Genomic DNA, 18,598 nt, shown 5'->3' on the forward strand with positions numbered 1-18,598 from the left:
TTAAATTATAAAATACTATTAAGAAATTGTTTTGTTCTTTCATTTTGTGGATTTTCAAAAAACTGTTTAGGTGTACCCTCCTCTAAAATTAGACCTTCCTCCATGAATAAAACTCGATCCGCTACACCTCGAGCAAAACCCATTTCGTGAGTGACTACAACCATTGTCATCCCTTCACTTGCTAACTGTTTCATAACTTGAAGAACCTCCCCTACTAGTTCCGGATCTAAGGCTGAAGTCGGCTCATCAAACAGCATAACCCTTGGGTTCATCGCAAGTGCACGTGCAATCGCAACCCTTTGTTTTTGTCCGCCTGATAACATATCTGGATATTCATCAGCCTTATCTGTCAGTCCAACCTTCTGTAGCAAAACATAAGCAATCTCTTTTGCTTCACTCTTTTTCATTCCTTTTACATGAATAGGAGCTTCAATTATATTTTCTAAAACAGTTTTATGCGGAAAGAGATTGAAGTGTTGAAAAACCATACCAACCTCTGACCGAATTTTATTCAAATCTGTTTTACTAGGTTGAACCAATTCACCATCAAAATAAATGTCTCCCGAATCATTGATTTCTAAAAAGTTTAAACATCTTAAAAGAGTGCTCTTTCCTGATCCGCTTGCTCCTAATAAAACAACCACTTCTTTTTCTTTAATCGCTAAATCAATTCCTTTTAATACTTGTAAAGGCCCAAATGATTTACTTACACTTTTGATCTGGATCATATTCATCCAACCCTCCCATCGAGTAAATAACAACACTTTTTCCACAATGCGGAAACCATTTCTATTTTATTAACATTATACACAATTCTGACTATTCCGTCATTAAGTAATTTACTTTCTATTATTGGAGTTAATCATGTAGCTAATTTAGTACAATTAGTTTCATTAATCTCTTTATGATTTTCAAGTTTCATATAATATTGGACGTTTAACATCACGTGACTACCAATTTCTAACAGATTTAGTTGGATCGTAATTAAATTTTAAAGACAATAAAAAAACACTCATTCATTTGTATTCATAAATAAATGGAGTGTTTTTATTAAAATTTGATTGCATCTAATCGAGCAATTTATTCTGACTAAATATTGTACCAACATAGATGTGGCAAGGTTTAATGCTGGTCTTTTTAAATAAAAATAAAATGAAATTAGTAATTTTGAATTTAGTTGTTTAACTTGGTAACACATGAGTAGCAGTATGTTTTTTGAAGAAGAATATGACTCTTAATACAAGAATGAAAGAATCTTACTCAAAGTCATCCTCTTCCTCTTCCTCATCAATAAATAAAGTGAGGATAGAATCTAGTGGTTCTGTTCCATTAGCAACCGCATTTACTTTATTAAGATATTCCTCACTAATTAAATGTTTTAACGGTTGTTCTACCATATTGAAAAACTTAAACGCCTCTATTGCAATCCGATCCCACTCAGCATAGCAGATTAAATAGTCATTTTCAGTCACTTTTGTTCTTGTTGTTCCTTCTTCAGGTAGACATTCAAACTTTTCATTTTGACCGAACGTTCCATAATCACTTGTTAATTGTTCTCCTGGTTTAATGTCTCTCGCAGCCAAAAGAAAATCATAAGCTGTATCTACACAATTTGGATTGAAGCTATGATTCATATATTTCGCGTGATCCCAATTAAGTACATGTATGTCGTCAGTATCTAAATAGGAATATTTATATACATACTCTTTTCGTACATCATCGAGACTTTCAATATATTCCACTGTCAGAACCAAATCCAAATCATCTTTAATCCAGACAATGGTTCCTTTATGGATTAATTTTGTTGCAAACACACCAACGCCTACTTGCTCACTTACATACCGAATTTCTGTATCCGGGTGCATCATTTTCGAATTCCTCCTTAAGATATATTAATAAATAAAATCTCATTTTTAAATATCACTGTCTTTATAAGGTTTCATTCTTTGTAGTAGCAACCCATCACTTTCTTCATTCTGTCCATATACAAAATGTGGCATATGAAATTTCAAGTACGATCCATACATACTATCCGTATTTAACAATAACTCATCTACATAATAGGTACCTTTTTTAAGCGAATCTAATAATAAACTAGCAACTCCGGCATATATTCCACAAGCAACCTGAAGATAAGTTGCATTTGTACCATAGCTTGCATATGCATCTTTATTATTCATTACATTATAAACAAATCTTTCTTTATCTTCATAAACAAGAAGGACACCAACTAAATCCTCACCTATTAAAGGTGCATAAGACGGATCTAGTAACATTTGATCAAAATCCCAAATTACATCTACATCCTCTAAATTATCACGAATCAAACTAGTAGTGTTTTCGTTAACACGATATAGAAATCCACTTTCAACGTTGAATAAACTTCCTAACGTATAAACTTCTTCATGAGGCATTAACGATCCGTAAAATACCTTTTCGCCTAAAGTCACTTTAAATTCAACAGAATACACATCATGATCAAGAAAAATAGGAGTATGTTGTGCCATAAACATCGGATAGCTTGAGATCGCTTCTTCAAGAAAACATTCTGGCGACCAAGTTGTATAAACAGTATTTTTTTTAGCCAAATTAGGGTTTTCATAAAATGAGGTATCGTGCTCTACAATATAACAAGCAAGAGGTTTTTCGTCAGCGTATTGATTCATTAAATCGATTGCCATCCATTGTACGACACCTGGATTCATGCCTGAACCAATAATCGCTGAAGTATTTTTAAAAGAAGGCTTTTTTTCATCAAATACTCTGAAACGTTCCATTAATTGAAATCCAGAAAAAAGAGTTTCATTTTCATCTATAAATGTATTTTCTAAAGCTGTGTCTATATACTTAACTCCAAGTTCATTACAGCATTCCAAAATTTCCGCGGTATCAGCCCAAGATACATCAACCACAATTGATGTTTGTGTTTCTTGAAGATGTTTTTTAAATAAAGGAATATGATTTAAATCTATTTCATGAAGAATCATATTATTTTTTAAATTAGGAGCAATATTTTCATAATAATTTTTATCTTTTTGTTTAATATCAATTAGATGTAGCTTTGAATTTTTTATAAAATAATGTATTGGATCGTTTTCGTTCATGTAGGCTTTATTAAAAATCGAAATTACCGCCTTTGCTACCCCTCCTGAGCTACCTAAAAGTGTAATTACGGTGTCTTCTCCATTCATATACTCAACTCCATCAATTTGTAAAGTTTATACATTACTCAATTTATGAAGAAATAGACAAAGTGTTTGGACAAGAAAATAGATAAAAAGCACTATTTTTCACACTATGGAGAATATGTTTCCAGTCTAATATTGTACTACTTATCCTTTTTGAACAGCTTTTTATTAACAACGCTCATTCACCCCTAACTAGGCGAATGCATATATTGTTATCCAATATATGTAACGAAAGGGGGCTATTCTCATGCATGTCGATTTAACTGCCATCCATTGGCTTTATGTAGCATTTATAGGTTTAATTATTTTATTTTTAATTCTTAGACGTGACACAAGCCTAGTCTGCCTCGCAGGAATATTTCTTCTTGGCTTGGTAGCTACTGAGTCACTATCTAGTTCAGTAAGCATCTTATTTTCTAGTTTCATATACGCCATAACCGAATTACTTTCTACAATTCTAGTAATCTCGATTATCGTTTCAATGAGTAAGGCTTTAACTGATAGTGGAGTGCATCAGGCACTCATCAGTCCATTTACAAAGGTGATGAGAAACGCCACGCTAGCTTATTGGACGATTGGTATTGTTATGATGGTTGTCTCTTGGTTTTTCTGGCCGTCTCCTGCAGTGGCTTTAATTGGTGCGGTTTTACTTCCAGTTGCTTTAAGAGTTGGGTTACCAGCATTAGGTGTTGCGATGGCAATGAATTTATTCGGTCATGGTATCGCTCTTTCTAGAGAAAAAGTGTGTTATTATAAGGTATATAAATATCTTATAAATTGGAGTGGAACACATTGTATAAACCGTTCTCACAAGCTGACTATAAGCCTTCTGATAAGCCTAAAGCCTTGTATTTAAGAAAGTCGAAGAAAGCTAGAGGAAAGACCGAAACAGAAACTATTGAAAGTCACTTAAAGCAATTGACTAACTTCTGTAAGGAACAGGGCTGGAATGATTATGTTATTTATAATGACTATGTGGCAAAGTCCACAGATCTAACCAGAGTAGAATATAAAAAAATGCTTAAGGCTTGTATAGATGGTAAGCATGATTTAATCATTGTTACAGAAGAATCAAGACTATATCGTTCAGTAAATGAACAAACAAATGTATATGAAGAATTGAAAGGCACTGATATAGCTATCCTTTCCCTACGTGAAGGCTACATCTTCCCTAACGATAGAAATCAGTTTCTAACTAATATCATTCGTGGTGCTATGAACCAGCAAGAACTTGAAAACTTTGCATATAGAATGAATGTAAAGGTTTTAGCAAGTGCTAAGGAAGGTAAATATGTTAATAAGCCACCTTTCGGTTACTTCAAAGATAAGGATGAACTGATACCACACCCTATTGAAAGCAAGACATTTAGGTTTATTGTGGATAAGGTTTTAGAAGGATATGTAATAGCTGAAATCATTGGACAACTTAACCAACTAGGATACACTACAAAGTCGGGTAAGAAATGGAAAGACGTTGGTACAATTACAAGAATGTTGTCTAATCGAGTGTATTTAGGTGAAAGTCACTATTACAGTAAGATGTTTGATGAAGATGTTATAAAGCGTGATACACATCAACCATTATTAAAGATTGAAGAATTTCAAGAAGTAAGTAACATGATTCGTTCACGAAGTAGGAATCCACAAGGTATTAGATACACTAAAATAAATACAGTGCTGGATAGATTAGTTGTATGTGGTATATGTGGAAGTAGACTTCCCCTTCATAAATCATGGACTAATAAAGATGGTGTAACGTCTTATCAGATTGGAAAGTGTCAGAAGGTTATTGGTAAATATAATGAAAAGAAATGTCCTAATAAATCAATCTCATTGAATGAACTTCTTCCCCACTTCTACAACGCTATTGAAATATACAAAAACTCGTTAAAAGAAGAAATACAAAGTGTAGAAGTAAATACAACAAGTGATAAAAAAATCGCTGTATTGCAACAAATTAAAGACATTAAAAGCAGTGTAGAAGAAAAACAGAAAGAATTACAAAATGCTAAAAGCTATTTAATTAAGGGGATTTTAACTGAGGCGGATTATGTAGGATTAGCACCAGGTCTAGAAAAAGAATTAAAGGAATTAAATGTAGCACTTGAGGATAACGAACGGCTACTTGCAACTTTATCAGATTATGATAGAAAATCTGTTATCCAAAACGCTATTGATTCCCTGAATAACATTCAAAATACTGAAATTGAACATCAGAATCGAGTTTACAGAGTAATTTTTGAAAGTCTTGAGTTAATAAATACAGCAGATGAATTTGAAATAAAGCTAAAAGAAAAAGACGTTTCCAATTAGGATACGTCTTTGTTTTTTTCCATCTTAGTTAATGAATATTTCACGATTATTTCAGCCGCTTGCTTATAGTTAGGATTAGTGGCTTTGATTATGGTTACTTTCGGTGTACGTTTATTTTTCATAATCACATCACCCCACGTAAGCCATAATATTCAGATTTATTATTTTTGTTACTATATTTTCTACTTCTTTTTATATCTTTCATATGTATCAGCACCTCGTTGAATTTGTTTATTCAAAGAAGCACTTGCGAATGACTGTCGTTTTAGGACTAATTAGTTTTTCTTTGTTTGTCCTATTAGTTTGTCTTTAAGTACCTCTCACTTAGGTACTTTCAATTTCAGTATGTTTTAGGACATTTAAAGATTAAGTAAATATTTGGTAATAAAATATGACTTTCAAACCTGTAAAAGCCCTACTTCTCACGAAACTACATAATAGGGAATTCTTTTATAGGTTTCCATCGGTGAATAACTACATTGGATTGATCTTTCCAATTAGTAAGGTGAGGTTTAAAGCCTTGCCTTTTTCTATTTAGATTTGAAATCATAAATTATTATGAATTAGTGAGGTGGAAATATTGAAGTTAACAACAGAAATGATACCTATTATTCGTAAGTGTCGTGGGCTGAGTCAAAGTGAATTCGCAGTTTATAGTGGCATACCCCAAGCAAGACTTTCAGATATTGAGACAAAGAAAATACCTATTTCTGAATATTACTCTGGGAAACTTTTACTTGCTATTGGGAAACTGAAATTCGATGAAAAAGAGTTACTACACATTACGGAACTTGTAGAAAAGAACAAATAAAATTAGAAGGTGGTTTTAATTATGGCAAATTTTAATCCTGAATTTATTCGTGCATTAGCACATGGAGACGCACAAGCACATGAAGAGGTTAACAAATTACATTTACCAGTACGTATGGCCATTGGCACTGCTGTTGACCAAATGAGACGTGACGAGAATATCGTCCCTATGAATAGTGGATTTTCTATCTACGAACAGAAAAAGGTCACACAAGAAGAACAAGACGCTTTAGGCAATGCAATAGCTGAACGACTTCAACGAGAAAAAGACGCTGAGGAATTGAAAGAAAAGATTAGACAAGATCACCTAGAAAAAGAAGTCAAATATAGAGTTGAACGTGCAAGGGCTAGCCTTACTTACTAAGGTTAGTCTTTTTATATACAAATAGAAAAGGAGATAATAAATATGTTAAATCATTTATTTTACGGTATGCGTGATGTAAAGAACGAATACACAATGAAGGGTGTTACAGCTAATGAAACAAGTGAGGCTATTGAACTTAATGGTCATGCTTGTGCTGTACGTGTGGACGTTGCGGGCTTAGTGGGTGACACTACTCTTTCAATTAAATTTGAAGAATCGTCTGACGGTGTGACTTTCAATGAGATTGGAACGTTCCCTATTCCTGTATCGCCTCATGGCGTTATGTTTGCTAAGAATAAAGACTATGTACGCTATGCACTTATCGTAGGTGGAACTACACCTAACTTAGATGTGACACTACGTTTCTAAGACGGTTACTTTGTTAAAGCATTAGAAGATCAATTAGAGATTCAAATAAATGCATCCCAAAACATAACCCTGTTGGCTACTGCTGACAGGGATTTTTTATTTAAAGGAGATACAGGAAATGGATTACTACGAGAGAGAAGAACAAGAAACAGTAATTATATATGAACCAGCTACAAATCAATGGGATATCTACACAAACGTTCCAAAGCATATTAAGAGGTTAAAAAACGACTATATAGCTACAGTTTTACAGGAAGAAAAGGACAGTGAGGGTAAAACCATTAGTCTACGTTTTAAGACAGAAAAACTACCTTCTAGCTACATATTTAATAAATAAAAGAAGTTTTAATCTAAATAAAAAAAACATTTTTCATTTTTTTTCTGATTAAAATAGTTACTTTTAAATATAAATACCACTAGCTATATTTCATGGCTAGTGGCTAAATTTTTATTTACCGTGACAATACTTATATTTTACTCCACTTTCACATGGACATGGTTCATTTCTTCCGATTTTTCTATTAAATAAATCAACAGGTTTATGTACTTCTAAAGCTGGTGGTGATACTTGCTGGTATGGTTGTTCTACATAATATTGATTTATTTCTGTCTTTGGATTTATTTCTATATGTGGCTTTATTTCTACACCACCCGTAAAAATATTTATTATAGCCACAATTACATATAGATAAGGCCCTAATTCTTTTGCATTTTGAGGAAGGTATTTTGCTAGAAATGATAGTTTTGGTACTTCATTTTCTATTTCTTGTTTAACTTCTTGTGATGTCGATTCTTCTTTGTTAGCTGTCTGAATTATAGTGAAAAACTTTTGAAGATCCTTTATAGTAGTTTCAGTGGCTTGTAAAACTTCAATTGCATTATTGTAAAAATTAAATACACCATCCGGTATTCTTGCCATAAAACCACACTTTGGGCATTGTGACTTATTTCCAATCATTGTTATACCCATTGAGTTTTCAAATGCAATTCCTGATGGAAAGATATTACCACAATTATCACAAAAAGCTGGTACCTGATTCATATAAAACCTCCCGTTAATTGATAATTCGATTATATCATAATTTAACAAATTTTGGATAAATAAGGTAGTAAGAACTACTAACTATGACTTATTTTTCTTACAATTTTTATATAATATCATACAAATTTTTAATTAGTTCATAGATTACTAACTATCCCTAAAATGGTTTTAAAAATATGGTGTATATTTTGCATCCACTAGACTGACCACTGAGGCATACCCCGCCCCCATGCCATACCCTATATCTAATATGCCATGACTGTGCTGGATACTATATGTAGTGTTATTATTGCCTTATACCGTCTGAACTTTGAATGTTGAATCATTGATTTGACACTGTTTCTCACGTTGTTTGATTGTCTCATTATTTTATCACTATTGAGTGAGGTTGAACTCTTATTCCCATTGGTCTAGTATTCTAATATCATATGTGTTGTGTTGTGTTGTTTTAAACTGGTGATTCTATTAACTTAAGTGGTTAATTTCTATTTGTTAACTATTTCTTTAATCCATTCTAATTTCTTCTCTACATTATATTCATTATCAAAGTTATCCATAGACTTTCTTAAAATATATTTAAATACCTCTGAATTATGTAAAGGTCTACTAATGCGATTAAGGTTATTTAATTTTTGCTTATATTCCTCAAACTCATTAAAAAAAGCTTCTGTACATTTAAAATTACAACTAATGATATGATCTTCTTTCATTTGGACTTTTTTCATTTGATCTTCCTTCATATTTCCACCCCTTCTTATGAAAGAATATAATATCCCATGGGAAAATACAATAAAATTATTTACTTGTTACAATATAATGTGATATATTTAAAGTTTGCATTTTTAACTTAATTTCAGTTGATGTTAATTCAGGGAAGTTAAGTTCAGGTAAGTTTAGGTAACTTAACAAACACGACTTAAAAATCCGTTTATAAAGGTACACCTTACTGGACGGTCTAAAAAGATATTCAAACACCGTCTATTTAACAGAAAAATAAACCTTTATAAACGTCTATAAAACAATTGACCTTTATGGACAGTTGACGTATATTTAGACTATCAAATAAAAGAACGGTGGTTTTAATTATGGGAATTAACTTTGCGTACATTCGTGTTTCGTCTAAAGATCAGAACTTAGATAGACAATTAGAAGCTGTTAAAGGCTATGTAACGGACGAGAAATACATATATAGTGATAAAGCAAGTGGTAAAGATATGGAACGTGAGGGCTTTCAGAATATGCTTAAAGCTATGAGAAAAGGTGACACCCTTTATATTAAATCCATTGACCGTTTAGGGCGTAATAAAGAACTTATTAAAGAGTATTTAGAACACTTCAAAAAAGAAGGCATCAGGGTTAAGATCATTGACATACCTACCACAATGCAAGACAGACCAAAAGAAGAAGAATGGGTAATTGACATGATAAACAATATCATTATCGAGGTTTTCACTTCAATGGCTGAACAAGAACGATTAAACATTAAACAGCGTCAAGAAGAAGGGATAGCTGTTGCTAAAGCTAAAGGAAAGCATTTAGGTAGACCAGTGTTAGAACTTCCTAAAGAATGGACTAAGTTATATAAGGAATGGGAAGCTGGAAGAATTACAGCTGTGCAGTTTATGGACGAGGTTAAAATGAAGAAGGCAACTTTCTATAAAAAGGTGAAAGAATACAAGGCTACACTATAACAGGTAACTTCTTTTTGTGCTTAAAAAATATCTGAGGGCAGACGTGTAAATGAGGCAAAGAAGCGTTTTTAACCCCTTACTTTGCACAAAAATGCACATTGTATATTTCTATCAAATCCATATGTACCAAGAGTTCACATCACTATCCAATTTGTGCATTACCTATAACCATACAGTCCCATTGATACGTCTCCTATTTCCTTGCATGGTATTTAAAATCTCAGGTAAAATGAACACCTAAAAAACGTTAAAAAGCCATTAAGACAAATCTCAACAGCTTTCCTTTTGACCTTATTTTTTAAAATGAATTTTAAAACCGTTAAATACTTCCCTTGCATTGTAAACTTCTGTTATATCACTTATATCACCAATATTAACTGTAATTGGTTCATCAGTTTCAAGATTTGTTATGACAACCCTATATTCGTTTTGATTTTCAAAGAATTTATCTTTCCAGAAAAAGATTTCGTTATTATTCTTCATATACGATTCAATTCTTTTAGAAGAGTTGACTGAATAATCATCGTATTTTACTAGATCCAACTTATATCCGTAACCTTTTTCATCAAAAACATTCATAACTCTTTCAATGAATTGTTTAGCGTTAATCAATACAACACTTTCCCCAAATTCATTTACCATCTTATCAATTTCGTCAGCCGAAAAGTCCATTTTAGTAATATAAGAATCTTCTGTCTCTTCCACTATTTTTAACTTATCAGAAGTCAAAGCAAACAGGCAATAGACAGGTGTTTTCTCAATACCGTCCACTCTAAAATTGATGTTTCCCCTCATACCAGATAAAGCTAATTCCCCTGTTTCGTTATTATACATTCTAATATCTACATTAGAATATACCTGAGAAGCCTCTAATAGATCACCGACACCTTTAACGCCAGATTCTTTTTCCATATCAATATAACACTTAAGGTTATTCATATATAAATTACCTTGAACTAGACTATCGATATGTTTTGTAAATTTAAAGAATGAAATAATATCTTCTTTATACTTTGGCACTTCTGACAATCTTGTTTTAGTTGTCATTCAAATCCCCCCTTTGCAAGTCTATTATACTATGATTAGAAATAATTCCCAATTTATCATTATTTTCCTCGTTATTATCAATCGTTAAAAAGCCTTATCTATCAAGGGTTTGAGAATTTAATAATCACAATTTTAATAATCCCTCTTTTAATGATTAACCCACTAATAATCCTACTTTGTCTGATTAACAAATTAGCACAGGTTAATCCCTATTATTGTGACTTTAACAAACCCAGTCGTATCAAGGGGTTTTGTTAATCCCAAAATTTGTGACTAATAAACACCTGTAAAACACATAGGGTTGCTACACTATAAGATATAAAGAACTAAAGATAATAAAGATTAAAAGATTATGCCTTACGGGTTCGGAACTAAAGTTCCTCACTAATATTACTAGTAAATAACTAATATCTTTTATAGCTATGAATAGTAAATATAGTTAATCCTTTTAAAAGATCATGGAATGAACGTAGTGAATGACATGGCGTAAGCAATATAAACTTAACTAAATATTGTCACCAGTTTAATAGCTGGATTTATAGATACAGTTAATACACTTTAACAGTAATAACAGCATCTCTCTTTCCCTCTAACGCTTAAAGGCTGTTAGAGGGTTTTTCTTTTTGTCCATTTTTACATAAAGATAAAAACTGTTAGACGTTGACCTAACAGCTTAAAATTTCATCATACACTCTCTTTAAAAAGACTTTATATTAAAGGGTTTTATCTAGTGATTACGTCATTCAAGGCGCACCTAAACTAACAGCTGACGCGGCAGGCATTCCGGTTTCGGATGTTTTACATGCAAGTATTCCACTTGTGATCGTAATGGGTGTCGTGACAACTGTGGTTGCTTTTTATTTCTTAAAACGAGATATGAAAAGAGGACTTTTAACAGTCGAATTACCTGAGGAAGATACAAAAGCCGAGGACTATCTTCTTTCATCTACTCAACAAAAATGGATGGCCGCTCTTGTTTTCATTTTATTTGCAGTAGATATTTGGGCAATGGTTCATTTCAATTTACAAGGTGGAGATGCTACAGCTTTAATTGGGGGTACTTCATTAATTATCCTTTCAATTCTATCCATGATGGGACATAAGAATAAAGGATTCGAAGAGGTAACAAATTATTTAATTCATGGATTCAAATTTGGTTTTAGAGTATTTGGTCCGGTGATACCTATTGCGGCTTTCTTCTATCTTGGGGATAGTGGATTTACTGCAATTATTGGAGATTACTTGCCAAAAGGATCACATGGAATTGTAAATGATTTAGGATTTGCTTTGGCGCATTCCGTACCAGTAAATCCTGGTGTTGCAGGAGTAACTTTAACAACTGTTGGGGCAATTACTGGTTTAGATGGATCTGGATTCTCTGGAATTTCGCTTGCTGGATCTGTTGCTTCATTATTTGCTACAGCTATTGGTCATGGGGTTGCAACTTTGACAGCTATGGGGCAGATTGCAGCGATTTGGGTTGGTGGTGGAACGTTGATTCCTTGGGCGTTGATTCCTGCTGCGGCTATTTGTAATGTTAGTCCGTTTGAGTTGGCTAGGAGGAATTTGTTGCCTGTTTTAATTGGTTTGGTTGTTACTACTGTTGTTGCTATATTTTTGATTTAAAAAAACAAGTCCAAGGAACATCCCTTGGACTTGTTTTTTAATAACTTTATTATTAGTAGATTCCCAGAATTAATACATTAAAGACTCTATATAGAAATACAAAAGCGGTTTCCACTCGTTTAATAATACACGACTAAATTCTTTTCTTCATCCTGGCGTTCAATTGAATCACCATTATTCCAATCAACTATAATATAATCTTCCCAACTTGAGTTTTCTTTTCTCATTTGTTGATTCTGCCATTCATGAAGTTCTTCGGCTTGGTACTCATCATAACCCTCCATATCTTCAGGCACCCAATGTTCTTGGTGAAAATAAAGTCTAAGTCTTCACCATAATTATTTCTCTTAAAACGATATCCTACACCACAAAATGGTAAACCACCCTTTATTTCACCGGTAAAATTCTTAACTTTTTCACTATAAAAATCGAATTTTTTTACTTGTCCACTCCAAGGACTGCCATCTTTAAATTCTCCATTAAATTCTTCTATTCCATTCCTTAATAATGTACCTTTATGTTTCTGACCACTCCTGAAAAGACCTTCAAATATTAACTTCCCATCGTTATTATAAGAAATACCTTTGCCTTCTTTTATTCCATTAACAAGATTACCTCTAAAAGCAATAACACCATTAGAATGGAATTTAGTAGTTAAACCATTAATAATTTCCCAATCTTTATATTCTCCATTAAAATAAAAGTGTTCTTCTAGTTTATTCTCAGTATCGAATAATTCACCTTTTATTATATTTCTTGTTGATCCAATAGTTTCATATTGATACTTATAGATTTTCGATAATGAATTAGAATAACCATATACTTTACCCGTCAAAAACATGCCTTCTGAAAAAAATCCGGTAGCTTTTATTTCTCCATCCTGTGAATAAAGTGTCCCTTTCCCATCAAACATTTTCCCACTCAGTCCAGAATAAAAATTTATTCCATTAATCATGACAGTAAAAGACGTTATACCAGTTTTCTTATCCGTTATTTGAGTCTGAGGAAAAGTCAAACTACAATTGGATCAAGTCCAACAAATGGCTTACCTAATTAGTAATTTGCATCCATTCTAGTACCTTTTTTCGATCATTCTAATATTTGGTAAGGTAAATTTCACCAAAGTTCCTGTCATATTTTTGAATATTTAATAACAATGCCTCTATTATTACTGGCGACTATTCCCAATTAATACAAATGCAAATTTTACTAAAATTTCACTGTTTGTTCACATAATCTACTATTCCACACTTATATCTCACCGAAATAATTAGTGAAATACAAAATTTCAACTAATGGAGGAGATTAAGTTGGTAACAAACTGTAAACAAATAACGAAATCATCTGTTTTAGTATTATGTGTAATTTTAATACTAATGATGATTATTCAACCAAAACAATCTTTTGCTAATGAACATGAAGTAAACCAAACAAGTGAAATGATTAGCACCTTAGAAAAATATATATCTGCTGAAGATAATCAATTTGAAATTAGTAAAATATCGAATAACGTATATATTGAGTTTGGAAAAGAAAAAATTGACAGTATTTTAAATGGGGTTAAAGAATTAAATACTTTAGCTCAAAATGGTGAGCTACTCATTACTGATAATGAAACTGTTTATGAGACTAACGATACTAGTTTTGATGTTCAAGGGGGAGTTAATAAAGTAGTATACAAATGGTATGGTAGAGTAAGGTACTTTAGTACTGCATCAGCTAAGGAGTTTGTATATCAGTGTTATAAAGTAGCAGTCGGTTCAGTGGCTGTAGGTACGGTTGCTGCATTTTTAAGTGCAGGTACTACTGCTATTTTTAGTGGTTTAACTGGGGCATATTTTACTAATTTAGCATTAGATGTTGATCATCGAAATTCTGGACATAAACGTGGAATTATATTACATGTGACATGGGCTTCAGCTTATTGGACGAGTAAACAATAGAGGTGAACAAATAAATGGAGAAGGCCCCGGCTATAATTGTCTTAATGCTAAATATTATAATATTTATATTAATTTTTAAAGGAAATAAAAATTATACATTAAAATTTACCGCTAAAAAGTTTGTATTGGGATTTCTAATAACTGTATTAATAATAAATTCAATAATATTTTTTATTTCGGAAATATGAAAAAGACATTTTGGATTTTAATATTAATATTAGTTGTCGGTAGTGGTTGTAGTTCTTCAATAAATGATAAAGAATATTATCTTAAACAATTAGATTTAGATCATCTTTTTGAATACTCTAAAGGATCATCACAAACAATTGCTTTTATTGACACGGGTATTTCAGAGCAAACAAAAGAATTATATAAAGATAGATTAATTGATACATTTAATAGTCTTGAAAACAACGATAATGTTATAGATTACCATGGTCATGGAACACAAATGGTTAGTATTGCTTCTGGAAATGGTAAGAAAGGTGTTTGGGGAATTGCTCCAAAATCTAAAATTATTATTATTAAAGCAATTAGTGAAAATGAAAACGAACAATCTAATAGTATAATAAGTGCTATTAATTATGCTATATCTAAGAAAGCTAATATAATTAATATGAGTTTTGGTTCATTTGTGACAAATCATAATATTCAAAAGCAAATTCAATTAGCTACAAAAAAAAATATAACTGTAGTTGCTTCAACAGGAGATTATGGTAATAAAGATTCTCTATTTCCTGCAATTATAGATGGCGTAATCTCTGTTCAGGCTAAAAATAAAAAAGGTACTATTTGGGAATACTCCAATACGTCAATAACTGATGTAGTTGCATTTCCTGGAATAGAAATAAATAGTCTTACTTTAGATAATAAAAAAGTTAAAATGAATGGAACTTCTCAAGCTACAGCAATAGCAAGTGGATATATAGCACTCCTAAGAGATTACTATCAAAAAAATAACATTAGTTTTGATAACGATAAAATTATAAAAGATTTGAAATCATTAAAATCAACTCAAAATAGTGATGTAGATTACTTAAAACTCTTTAAAAAATAATCTGTTCCCCTCAATGGCTTAACAACTAATATATATATATTTTTTTAAAATTATTAATCCCTCTGTACTCAACAAAATACAGGTTTTTCCTTAATTTGGTAGCAAATTGTGTGATATTTAAATATTTATACTGCTGTATCTTTATTTATAGTGGCGTAACTTCTCTTATTCCAAGACTATATGACACATTAATAGGAAGAAATGTGCTTTGACTGGGTTGGTTGTTACTACTGTTATTGCTATATATTTGATTTGACCACAAGTAATTTAAAAGTGCTATCAGATAAGTCAATTCAACTTACTTATCTGATAGCACTTTGCATTGAACGTTATTAATCTCATAGAACAGTTATTAATCTCTTTCTAAAAATGTAATTACTAAGAGGCTGACTCCATAAATAATGCAATCAGCCTCTTTCACTTAAATATCATATACGTTTTTAATTATTTGCTGGATTAGGTGCACTGCTTTCAGGTTGCTTCTGCACTTCTTCTGGGCTGAGCGGTTGTTTGTCTCCTGGATATGGTTGATCAAAACCTTTTGTTGCGTACCAAACAGAATGATTCAGCATATTGGCATTGACTTCATCTGGTGAAGCATGTTTTCCGGTAAATTGGTTTTTGTTTTTGTTAGACCATTCCGTCCATTTTTTTGAAAGTTCTTTTGACTCTGGTGTAACTTGTTCTGTATTGGCAAGTGCAGCTGTATTGGAGTTCGGCTGTCCGTTTAACGTATCAAGCGGTATTTGGTTAGGCTCGAAGTTATATGGTGTAAAGTCTGGCTTGTTTGTAAAGAGCTCGCTCATCGGTTCTGCAGCTGCATCATTTTGGTTCATAGCCGGGAGACCAAGAATTTGTTCGATACTTCTTACCATATTTATGACAGTCCAATAATGGCTGTCCGTAATACCTTTTTTCACCCATGGACTGATTACATGCGCAGGCTGGCGATGACCATCGACATGGTCTAGTCCATTTTGTGAGTCATCTTGAGTTATGAATATGACAGAGTCCTTCCAATAAGGACTATGTGAAATAAGGTCAACGATTTTACCAATAGCAAGATCATTATCAGCAACCATTGCTTGTGGTGTAGGAGAACCTGTTGCATTTCCTGCAGTATGGTCATCCATTACCCATAACGTGTTTAAAGCTGGTAAATCTTTATTTTTGACGTGCTCTTCAAACCGTTGCTTAAATATTTCAAATCGGTATTGATCTGGAATATTCGTATCAAAGGTTGGGAAAGGTTTATAAGTAATCGGCCCGAGAGATGGAATATCGTATGTTGCCGAATAGTTTCCTATCGGTACGTGAAGCTCTCCCTCTTTCTGTCCAGAAAGGATCTGATAATCTTTGTACCAGTCCGTCCATGTACCAAAAGGTGCTGATCCGGTGAAACCGGTTGTATCTTCGCCGAAGTTTTCTACAGATACGTTATTTTTTGCTGCTTGATCCCATAAGTGTCCTGTAGGTGCGTACGCCATCGGATCACCAGCCCCTCCAGGATAGCTTCTAACATTAGCTGAATCTGTTTCTTTATCCTCATAGTCCGTGTTAGTTCCTTGCATTACCCATTGATGTCCACTTGCTGATTGAATACCTGAAGTATATACGTTATCTAGGAGCGGGAAAGTACTTGCAAGTTTGTGAATGTTTGGAGTGACTGCTTTTGGGAACTGAGTTAAAGCTGGTTCTCCATTTCCTTTACCTAGATCTCCTAGAACCTGGTCATAAGTGCGGTTTTCTTTAATAATATAGAATACATGTTTGATTGTTGAAGGCTCACCAACACGCTCAGGCATAGCAACTGGTTTTTTATTATGACGAGGTTTTGCGTTCAGGTTCTTTAAACCAAACCAGTTGTTGTTGGCAAAAACCTGCTTGGTCCCTTTTGCAAGATCCTCGGTAGAAGGGAATGGGATTAATGAAAGAGAACCAATTTGAGCATATGACGATTTCCCAGTAACCTTAACTCCTTGAATCGTTAAATCACGTGCAGGTCCACGGGAACCAATACCATCCGCATTAGCAACAATTAACTTATTATTTCCAGAATCAACAGCGATATCTACGGGAAACCAGGCTGTCGGCAAGAGTCCTTGCAGTTCAGGAGTCTTTTTAGGTCCGTGCCAATCGTATACTGCAATCGCATTATCTCGGCCAAGGCTGACCATTAATTTGTTATCTATCATTTTCACAGCATTTGGTGCTGAGCCTTTAGCAGCTTTAGGGTATGGTTTGATGTCGATCGTTTGTGCGACCTTATTAGTTTTGGAATCAATGACAGAAATTGTGTCGCTATTTGTATTTGCTACAAATATGTATTGGCCCGACTGCGTCATACGTTCAGGTTGCACACCAACTTCGATAGTTTTTGTTACTGTATTCGTAGTCAAGTCAATAACAGATACTGTTCCTGTCGAAGTTGCACCTGTTTTAGGGTCCACAACCACATTTGTCCCTGAAGAATTTACCGTTGTGTCTCCTTCTTTTGCGGTACGGCCACCCTGGTTCGTTACATAAGCAAAGTTGCCTTTGACTAATACACCTGTAGGCGCATTTTCTACTGCTACTTTCGTTACAGAGCCAGTTTGAGGATCAATAACTCCAAGGCTGTTATCACGGTTTAGGGCAACTAGTAGCTTACCTTCTTGTGTAACCACTATATCAAGTGGATTAATATTTCCGCCGACAGATGCTTTGGGCAGATTAATACTTTTTTTGACGGATGGGGTCCCATCTTCACCTACTGACATAACGACTACTTTACCGGTTGTTCCTGATGAACCTGTTGCATATAGTTGGCTACCATCTGCAGAATAAGCTAATCCCCACATTTGGGAGAGGCCTATGGATAAATCTTGAGTAGTCAATTTTCCGGTCGAAAGATCGACAATATTAATTCCTTTTCCACCGTAATTATTGCGTCCAACGATCGTTGCTGCTGTCTTACCATTTGGATTTACAGCAACCGTAATCGGATTGCCCCCAAATTCAATTTGTTTTCCTGCTGGTGTGATTAGTTGATTGGCTGGTACTAATACGGAGCCGTCTGCCTGAGGACCAACGAGCCTGTTTCCAAAGGCATTATCATTTGCAGCATAAGCACCGGCAGATCCTAACAATACTGTACTTAAGGTAATAC

General features: G+C 33.3%; 17 protein-coding genes and 2 pseudogenes. 10 read left to right on the forward strand and 9 right to left on the reverse strand.

Annotation, left to right across the window (positions count from 1 at the left end):
* Positions 1–5: 5 nt before the first annotated feature.
* The 3 genes from ABEY15_RS10005 to ABEY15_RS10015 form a co-directional block, all read right to left on the reverse strand.
* The gene (locus ABEY15_RS10005) at positions 6–728 is read right to left on the reverse strand and encodes an amino acid ABC transporter ATP-binding protein (RefSeq protein WP_429890069.1); all 723 of its coding nucleotides are present in this window, start codon (positions 726–728) and stop codon (positions 6–8) included.
* 528 nt (positions 729–1,256) lie between these two features.
* Positions 1,257–1,868: an SET domain-containing protein gene (locus tag ABEY15_RS10010; protein ID WP_429889917.1), complete on the reverse strand. Its 612-nt coding sequence runs from the start codon at positions 1,866–1,868 to the stop codon at positions 1,257–1,259.
* Between the two features lie 45 nt (positions 1,869–1,913).
* Positions 1,914–3,191: an S-adenosylmethionine decarboxylase related protein gene (locus ABEY15_RS10015; protein WP_429889918.1), complete on the reverse strand. Its 1,278-nt coding sequence runs from the start codon at positions 3,189–3,191 to the stop codon at positions 1,914–1,916.
* Positions 3,192–3,435: 244 nt separating this feature from the next.
* Between ABEY15_RS10015 and ABEY15_RS10020 the strand changes: the two are divergent.
* Together ABEY15_RS10020 and ABEY15_RS10025 are read left to right on the forward strand one after the other, a co-directional pair.
* Positions 3,436–3,921, forward strand: a pseudogene (locus ABEY15_RS10020) (hypothetical protein); the annotation flags it as partial.
* 59 nt (positions 3,922–3,980) lie between these two features.
* Entirely contained in the window at positions 3,981–5,501 is a 1,521-nt protein-coding gene (locus ABEY15_RS10025) for a recombinase family protein (RefSeq protein WP_429889919.1), read from the forward strand.
* On the opposite strand, the gene ABEY15_RS10030 is transcribed toward ABEY15_RS10025, so the two are convergent.
* Complete coding sequence (locus ABEY15_RS10030; RefSeq protein ID WP_429889920.1) at positions 5,498–5,623, reverse strand: hypothetical protein; 126 nt, start codon at positions 5,621–5,623, stop codon at positions 5,498–5,500. The genes ABEY15_RS10025 and ABEY15_RS10030 overlap by 4 nt on opposite strands.
* Positions 5,624–6,081: 458 nt before the next feature.
* Between ABEY15_RS10030 and ABEY15_RS10035 the strand changes: the two genes are divergently transcribed.
* The 4 genes from ABEY15_RS10035 (at position 6,082) to ABEY15_RS10050 (ending at position 7,381) form a co-directional block, all read left to right on the forward strand.
* Positions 6,082–6,312, forward strand: a complete 231-nt coding sequence (locus ABEY15_RS10035; RefSeq protein WP_429889922.1) for a helix-turn-helix domain-containing protein — start codon at positions 6,082–6,084, stop codon at positions 6,310–6,312.
* Between the two features lie 9 nt (positions 6,313–6,321).
* The gene (locus ABEY15_RS10040) at positions 6,322–6,675 is read left to right on the forward strand and encodes a hypothetical protein (protein ID WP_429889923.1); all 354 of its coding nucleotides are present in this window, start codon (positions 6,322–6,324) and stop codon (positions 6,673–6,675) included.
* 42 nt (positions 6,676–6,717) lie between these two features.
* Entirely contained in the window at positions 6,718–7,044 is a 327-nt protein-coding gene (locus ABEY15_RS10045) for a hypothetical protein (RefSeq protein ID WP_429889925.1), read from the forward strand.
* Positions 7,045–7,162: 118 nt separating this feature from the next.
* Complete coding sequence (locus tag ABEY15_RS10050) at positions 7,163–7,381, forward strand: hypothetical protein (RefSeq protein ID WP_429889926.1); 219 nt, start codon at positions 7,163–7,165, stop codon at positions 7,379–7,381.
* A gap of 111 nt (positions 7,382–7,492) precedes the next feature.
* On the opposite strand, the gene ABEY15_RS10055 is transcribed toward ABEY15_RS10050, so the two are convergent.
* Positions 7,493–8,086, reverse strand: coding sequence for an SEC-C metal-binding domain-containing protein (locus ABEY15_RS10055; RefSeq protein WP_429889927.1), 594 nt, complete (start codon positions 8,084–8,086; stop codon positions 7,493–7,495).
* 485 nt (positions 8,087–8,571) lie between these two features.
* Positions 8,572–8,826: a hypothetical protein gene (locus tag ABEY15_RS10060; RefSeq protein WP_429889929.1), complete on the reverse strand. Its 255-nt coding sequence runs from the start codon at positions 8,824–8,826 to the stop codon at positions 8,572–8,574.
* A 345-nt stretch (positions 8,827–9,171) separates the two neighbouring features.
* Here ABEY15_RS10060 and ABEY15_RS10065 point away from each other — a divergent pair, with 345 nt between their 5' ends.
* Positions 9,172–9,777 carry a recombinase family protein gene (locus ABEY15_RS10065; protein WP_429889931.1) on the forward strand — a complete coding sequence of 202 codons (606 nt, stop codon included), beginning with the start codon at positions 9,172–9,174 and terminating at the stop codon, positions 9,775–9,777.
* Between the two features lie 291 nt (positions 9,778–10,068).
* Here ABEY15_RS10065 and ABEY15_RS10070 read toward each other — a convergent pair whose 3' ends face one another.
* Positions 10,069–10,824 (reverse strand): hypothetical protein, encoded by a 756-nt coding sequence (locus ABEY15_RS10070; RefSeq protein ID WP_429889932.1) that lies wholly within the window; start codon positions 10,822–10,824, stop codon positions 10,069–10,071.
* A 723-nt stretch (positions 10,825–11,547) separates the two neighbouring features.
* Between ABEY15_RS10070 and ABEY15_RS10075 the strand changes: the two are divergent.
* Positions 11,548–12,450: pseudogene (locus ABEY15_RS10075) on the forward strand (hypothetical protein); the annotation flags it as partial.
* Positions 12,451–12,673: 223 nt separating this feature from the next.
* Here the strand turns inward: ABEY15_RS10075 and ABEY15_RS10080 are convergent.
* Positions 12,674–13,363, reverse strand: coding sequence for a hypothetical protein (locus tag ABEY15_RS10080; protein WP_429889933.1), 690 nt, complete (start codon positions 13,361–13,363; stop codon positions 12,674–12,676).
* Positions 13,364–13,760: 397 nt separating this feature from the next.
* Here ABEY15_RS10080 and ABEY15_RS10085 point away from each other — a divergent pair, with 397 nt between their 5' ends.
* Together ABEY15_RS10085 and ABEY15_RS10090 are read left to right on the forward strand one after the other, a co-directional pair.
* Positions 13,761–14,393 carry a hypothetical protein gene (locus ABEY15_RS10085; RefSeq protein ID WP_429889934.1) on the forward strand — a complete coding sequence of 211 codons (633 nt, stop codon included), beginning with the start codon at positions 13,761–13,763 and terminating at the stop codon, positions 14,391–14,393.
* Between the two features lie 184 nt (positions 14,394–14,577).
* A complete protein-coding gene (locus ABEY15_RS10090; protein ID WP_429889935.1) occupies positions 14,578–15,450 on the forward strand; it encodes a S8 family peptidase in 873 nt (290 codons plus the stop codon).
* Between the two features lie 440 nt (positions 15,451–15,890).
* Here the strand turns inward: ABEY15_RS10090 and ABEY15_RS10095 are convergent, their stop codons facing one another.
* Positions 15,891–18,578 (reverse strand): bifunctional YncE family protein/alkaline phosphatase family protein, encoded by a 2,688-nt coding sequence (locus tag ABEY15_RS10095; RefSeq protein WP_429889936.1) that lies wholly within the window; start codon positions 18,576–18,578, stop codon positions 15,891–15,893.
* Positions 18,579–18,598 lie beyond the last annotated feature (20 nt).

The organism is Gottfriedia acidiceleris (assembly GCF_050457485.1).
Lineage (GTDB): Bacteria > Bacillota > Bacilli > Bacillales > Bacillaceae_G > Gottfriedia > Gottfriedia acidiceleris_D.

Coding starts and splice junctions, on each gene's coding strand:
- ABEY15_RS10090 (WP_429889935.1), top strand. CDS start 14,578: ATGAAAAAGACATTTTGGATTTTAATATTAATATTAGTTGTCGGTAGT.
- ABEY15_RS10060 (WP_429889929.1), bottom strand. CDS start 8,826: ATGAAGGAAGATCAAATGAAAAAAGTCCAAATGAAAGAAGATCATATC.
- ABEY15_RS10065 (WP_429889931.1), top strand. CDS start 9,172: ATGGGAATTAACTTTGCGTACATTCGTGTTTCGTCTAAAGATCAGAAC.
- ABEY15_RS10005 (WP_429890069.1), bottom strand. CDS start 728: ATGATCCAGATCAAAAGTGTAAGTAAATCATTTGGGCCTTTACAAGTA.
- ABEY15_RS10055 (WP_429889927.1), bottom strand. CDS start 8,086: ATGAATCAGGTACCAGCTTTTTGTGATAATTGTGGTAATATCTTTCCA.
- ABEY15_RS10010 (WP_429889917.1), bottom strand. CDS start 1,868: ATGATGCACCCGGATACAGAAATTCGGTATGTAAGTGAGCAAGTAGGC.
- ABEY15_RS10030 (WP_429889920.1), bottom strand. CDS start 5,623: ATGAAAAATAAACGTACACCGAAAGTAACCATAATCAAAGCCACTAAT.
- ABEY15_RS10045 (WP_429889925.1), top strand. CDS start 6,718: ATGTTAAATCATTTATTTTACGGTATGCGTGATGTAAAGAACGAATAC.
- ABEY15_RS10050 (WP_429889926.1), top strand. CDS start 7,163: ATGGATTACTACGAGAGAGAAGAACAAGAAACAGTAATTATATATGAA.
- ABEY15_RS10080 (WP_429889933.1), bottom strand. CDS start 13,363: ATGTTTGATGGGAAAGGGACACTTTATTCACAGGATGGAGAAATAAAA.
- ABEY15_RS10015 (WP_429889918.1), bottom strand. CDS start 3,191: ATGAATGGAGAAGACACCGTAATTACACTTTTAGGTAGCTCAGGAGGG.
- ABEY15_RS10070 (WP_429889932.1), bottom strand. CDS start 10,824: ATGACAACTAAAACAAGATTGTCAGAAGTGCCAAAGTATAAAGAAGAT.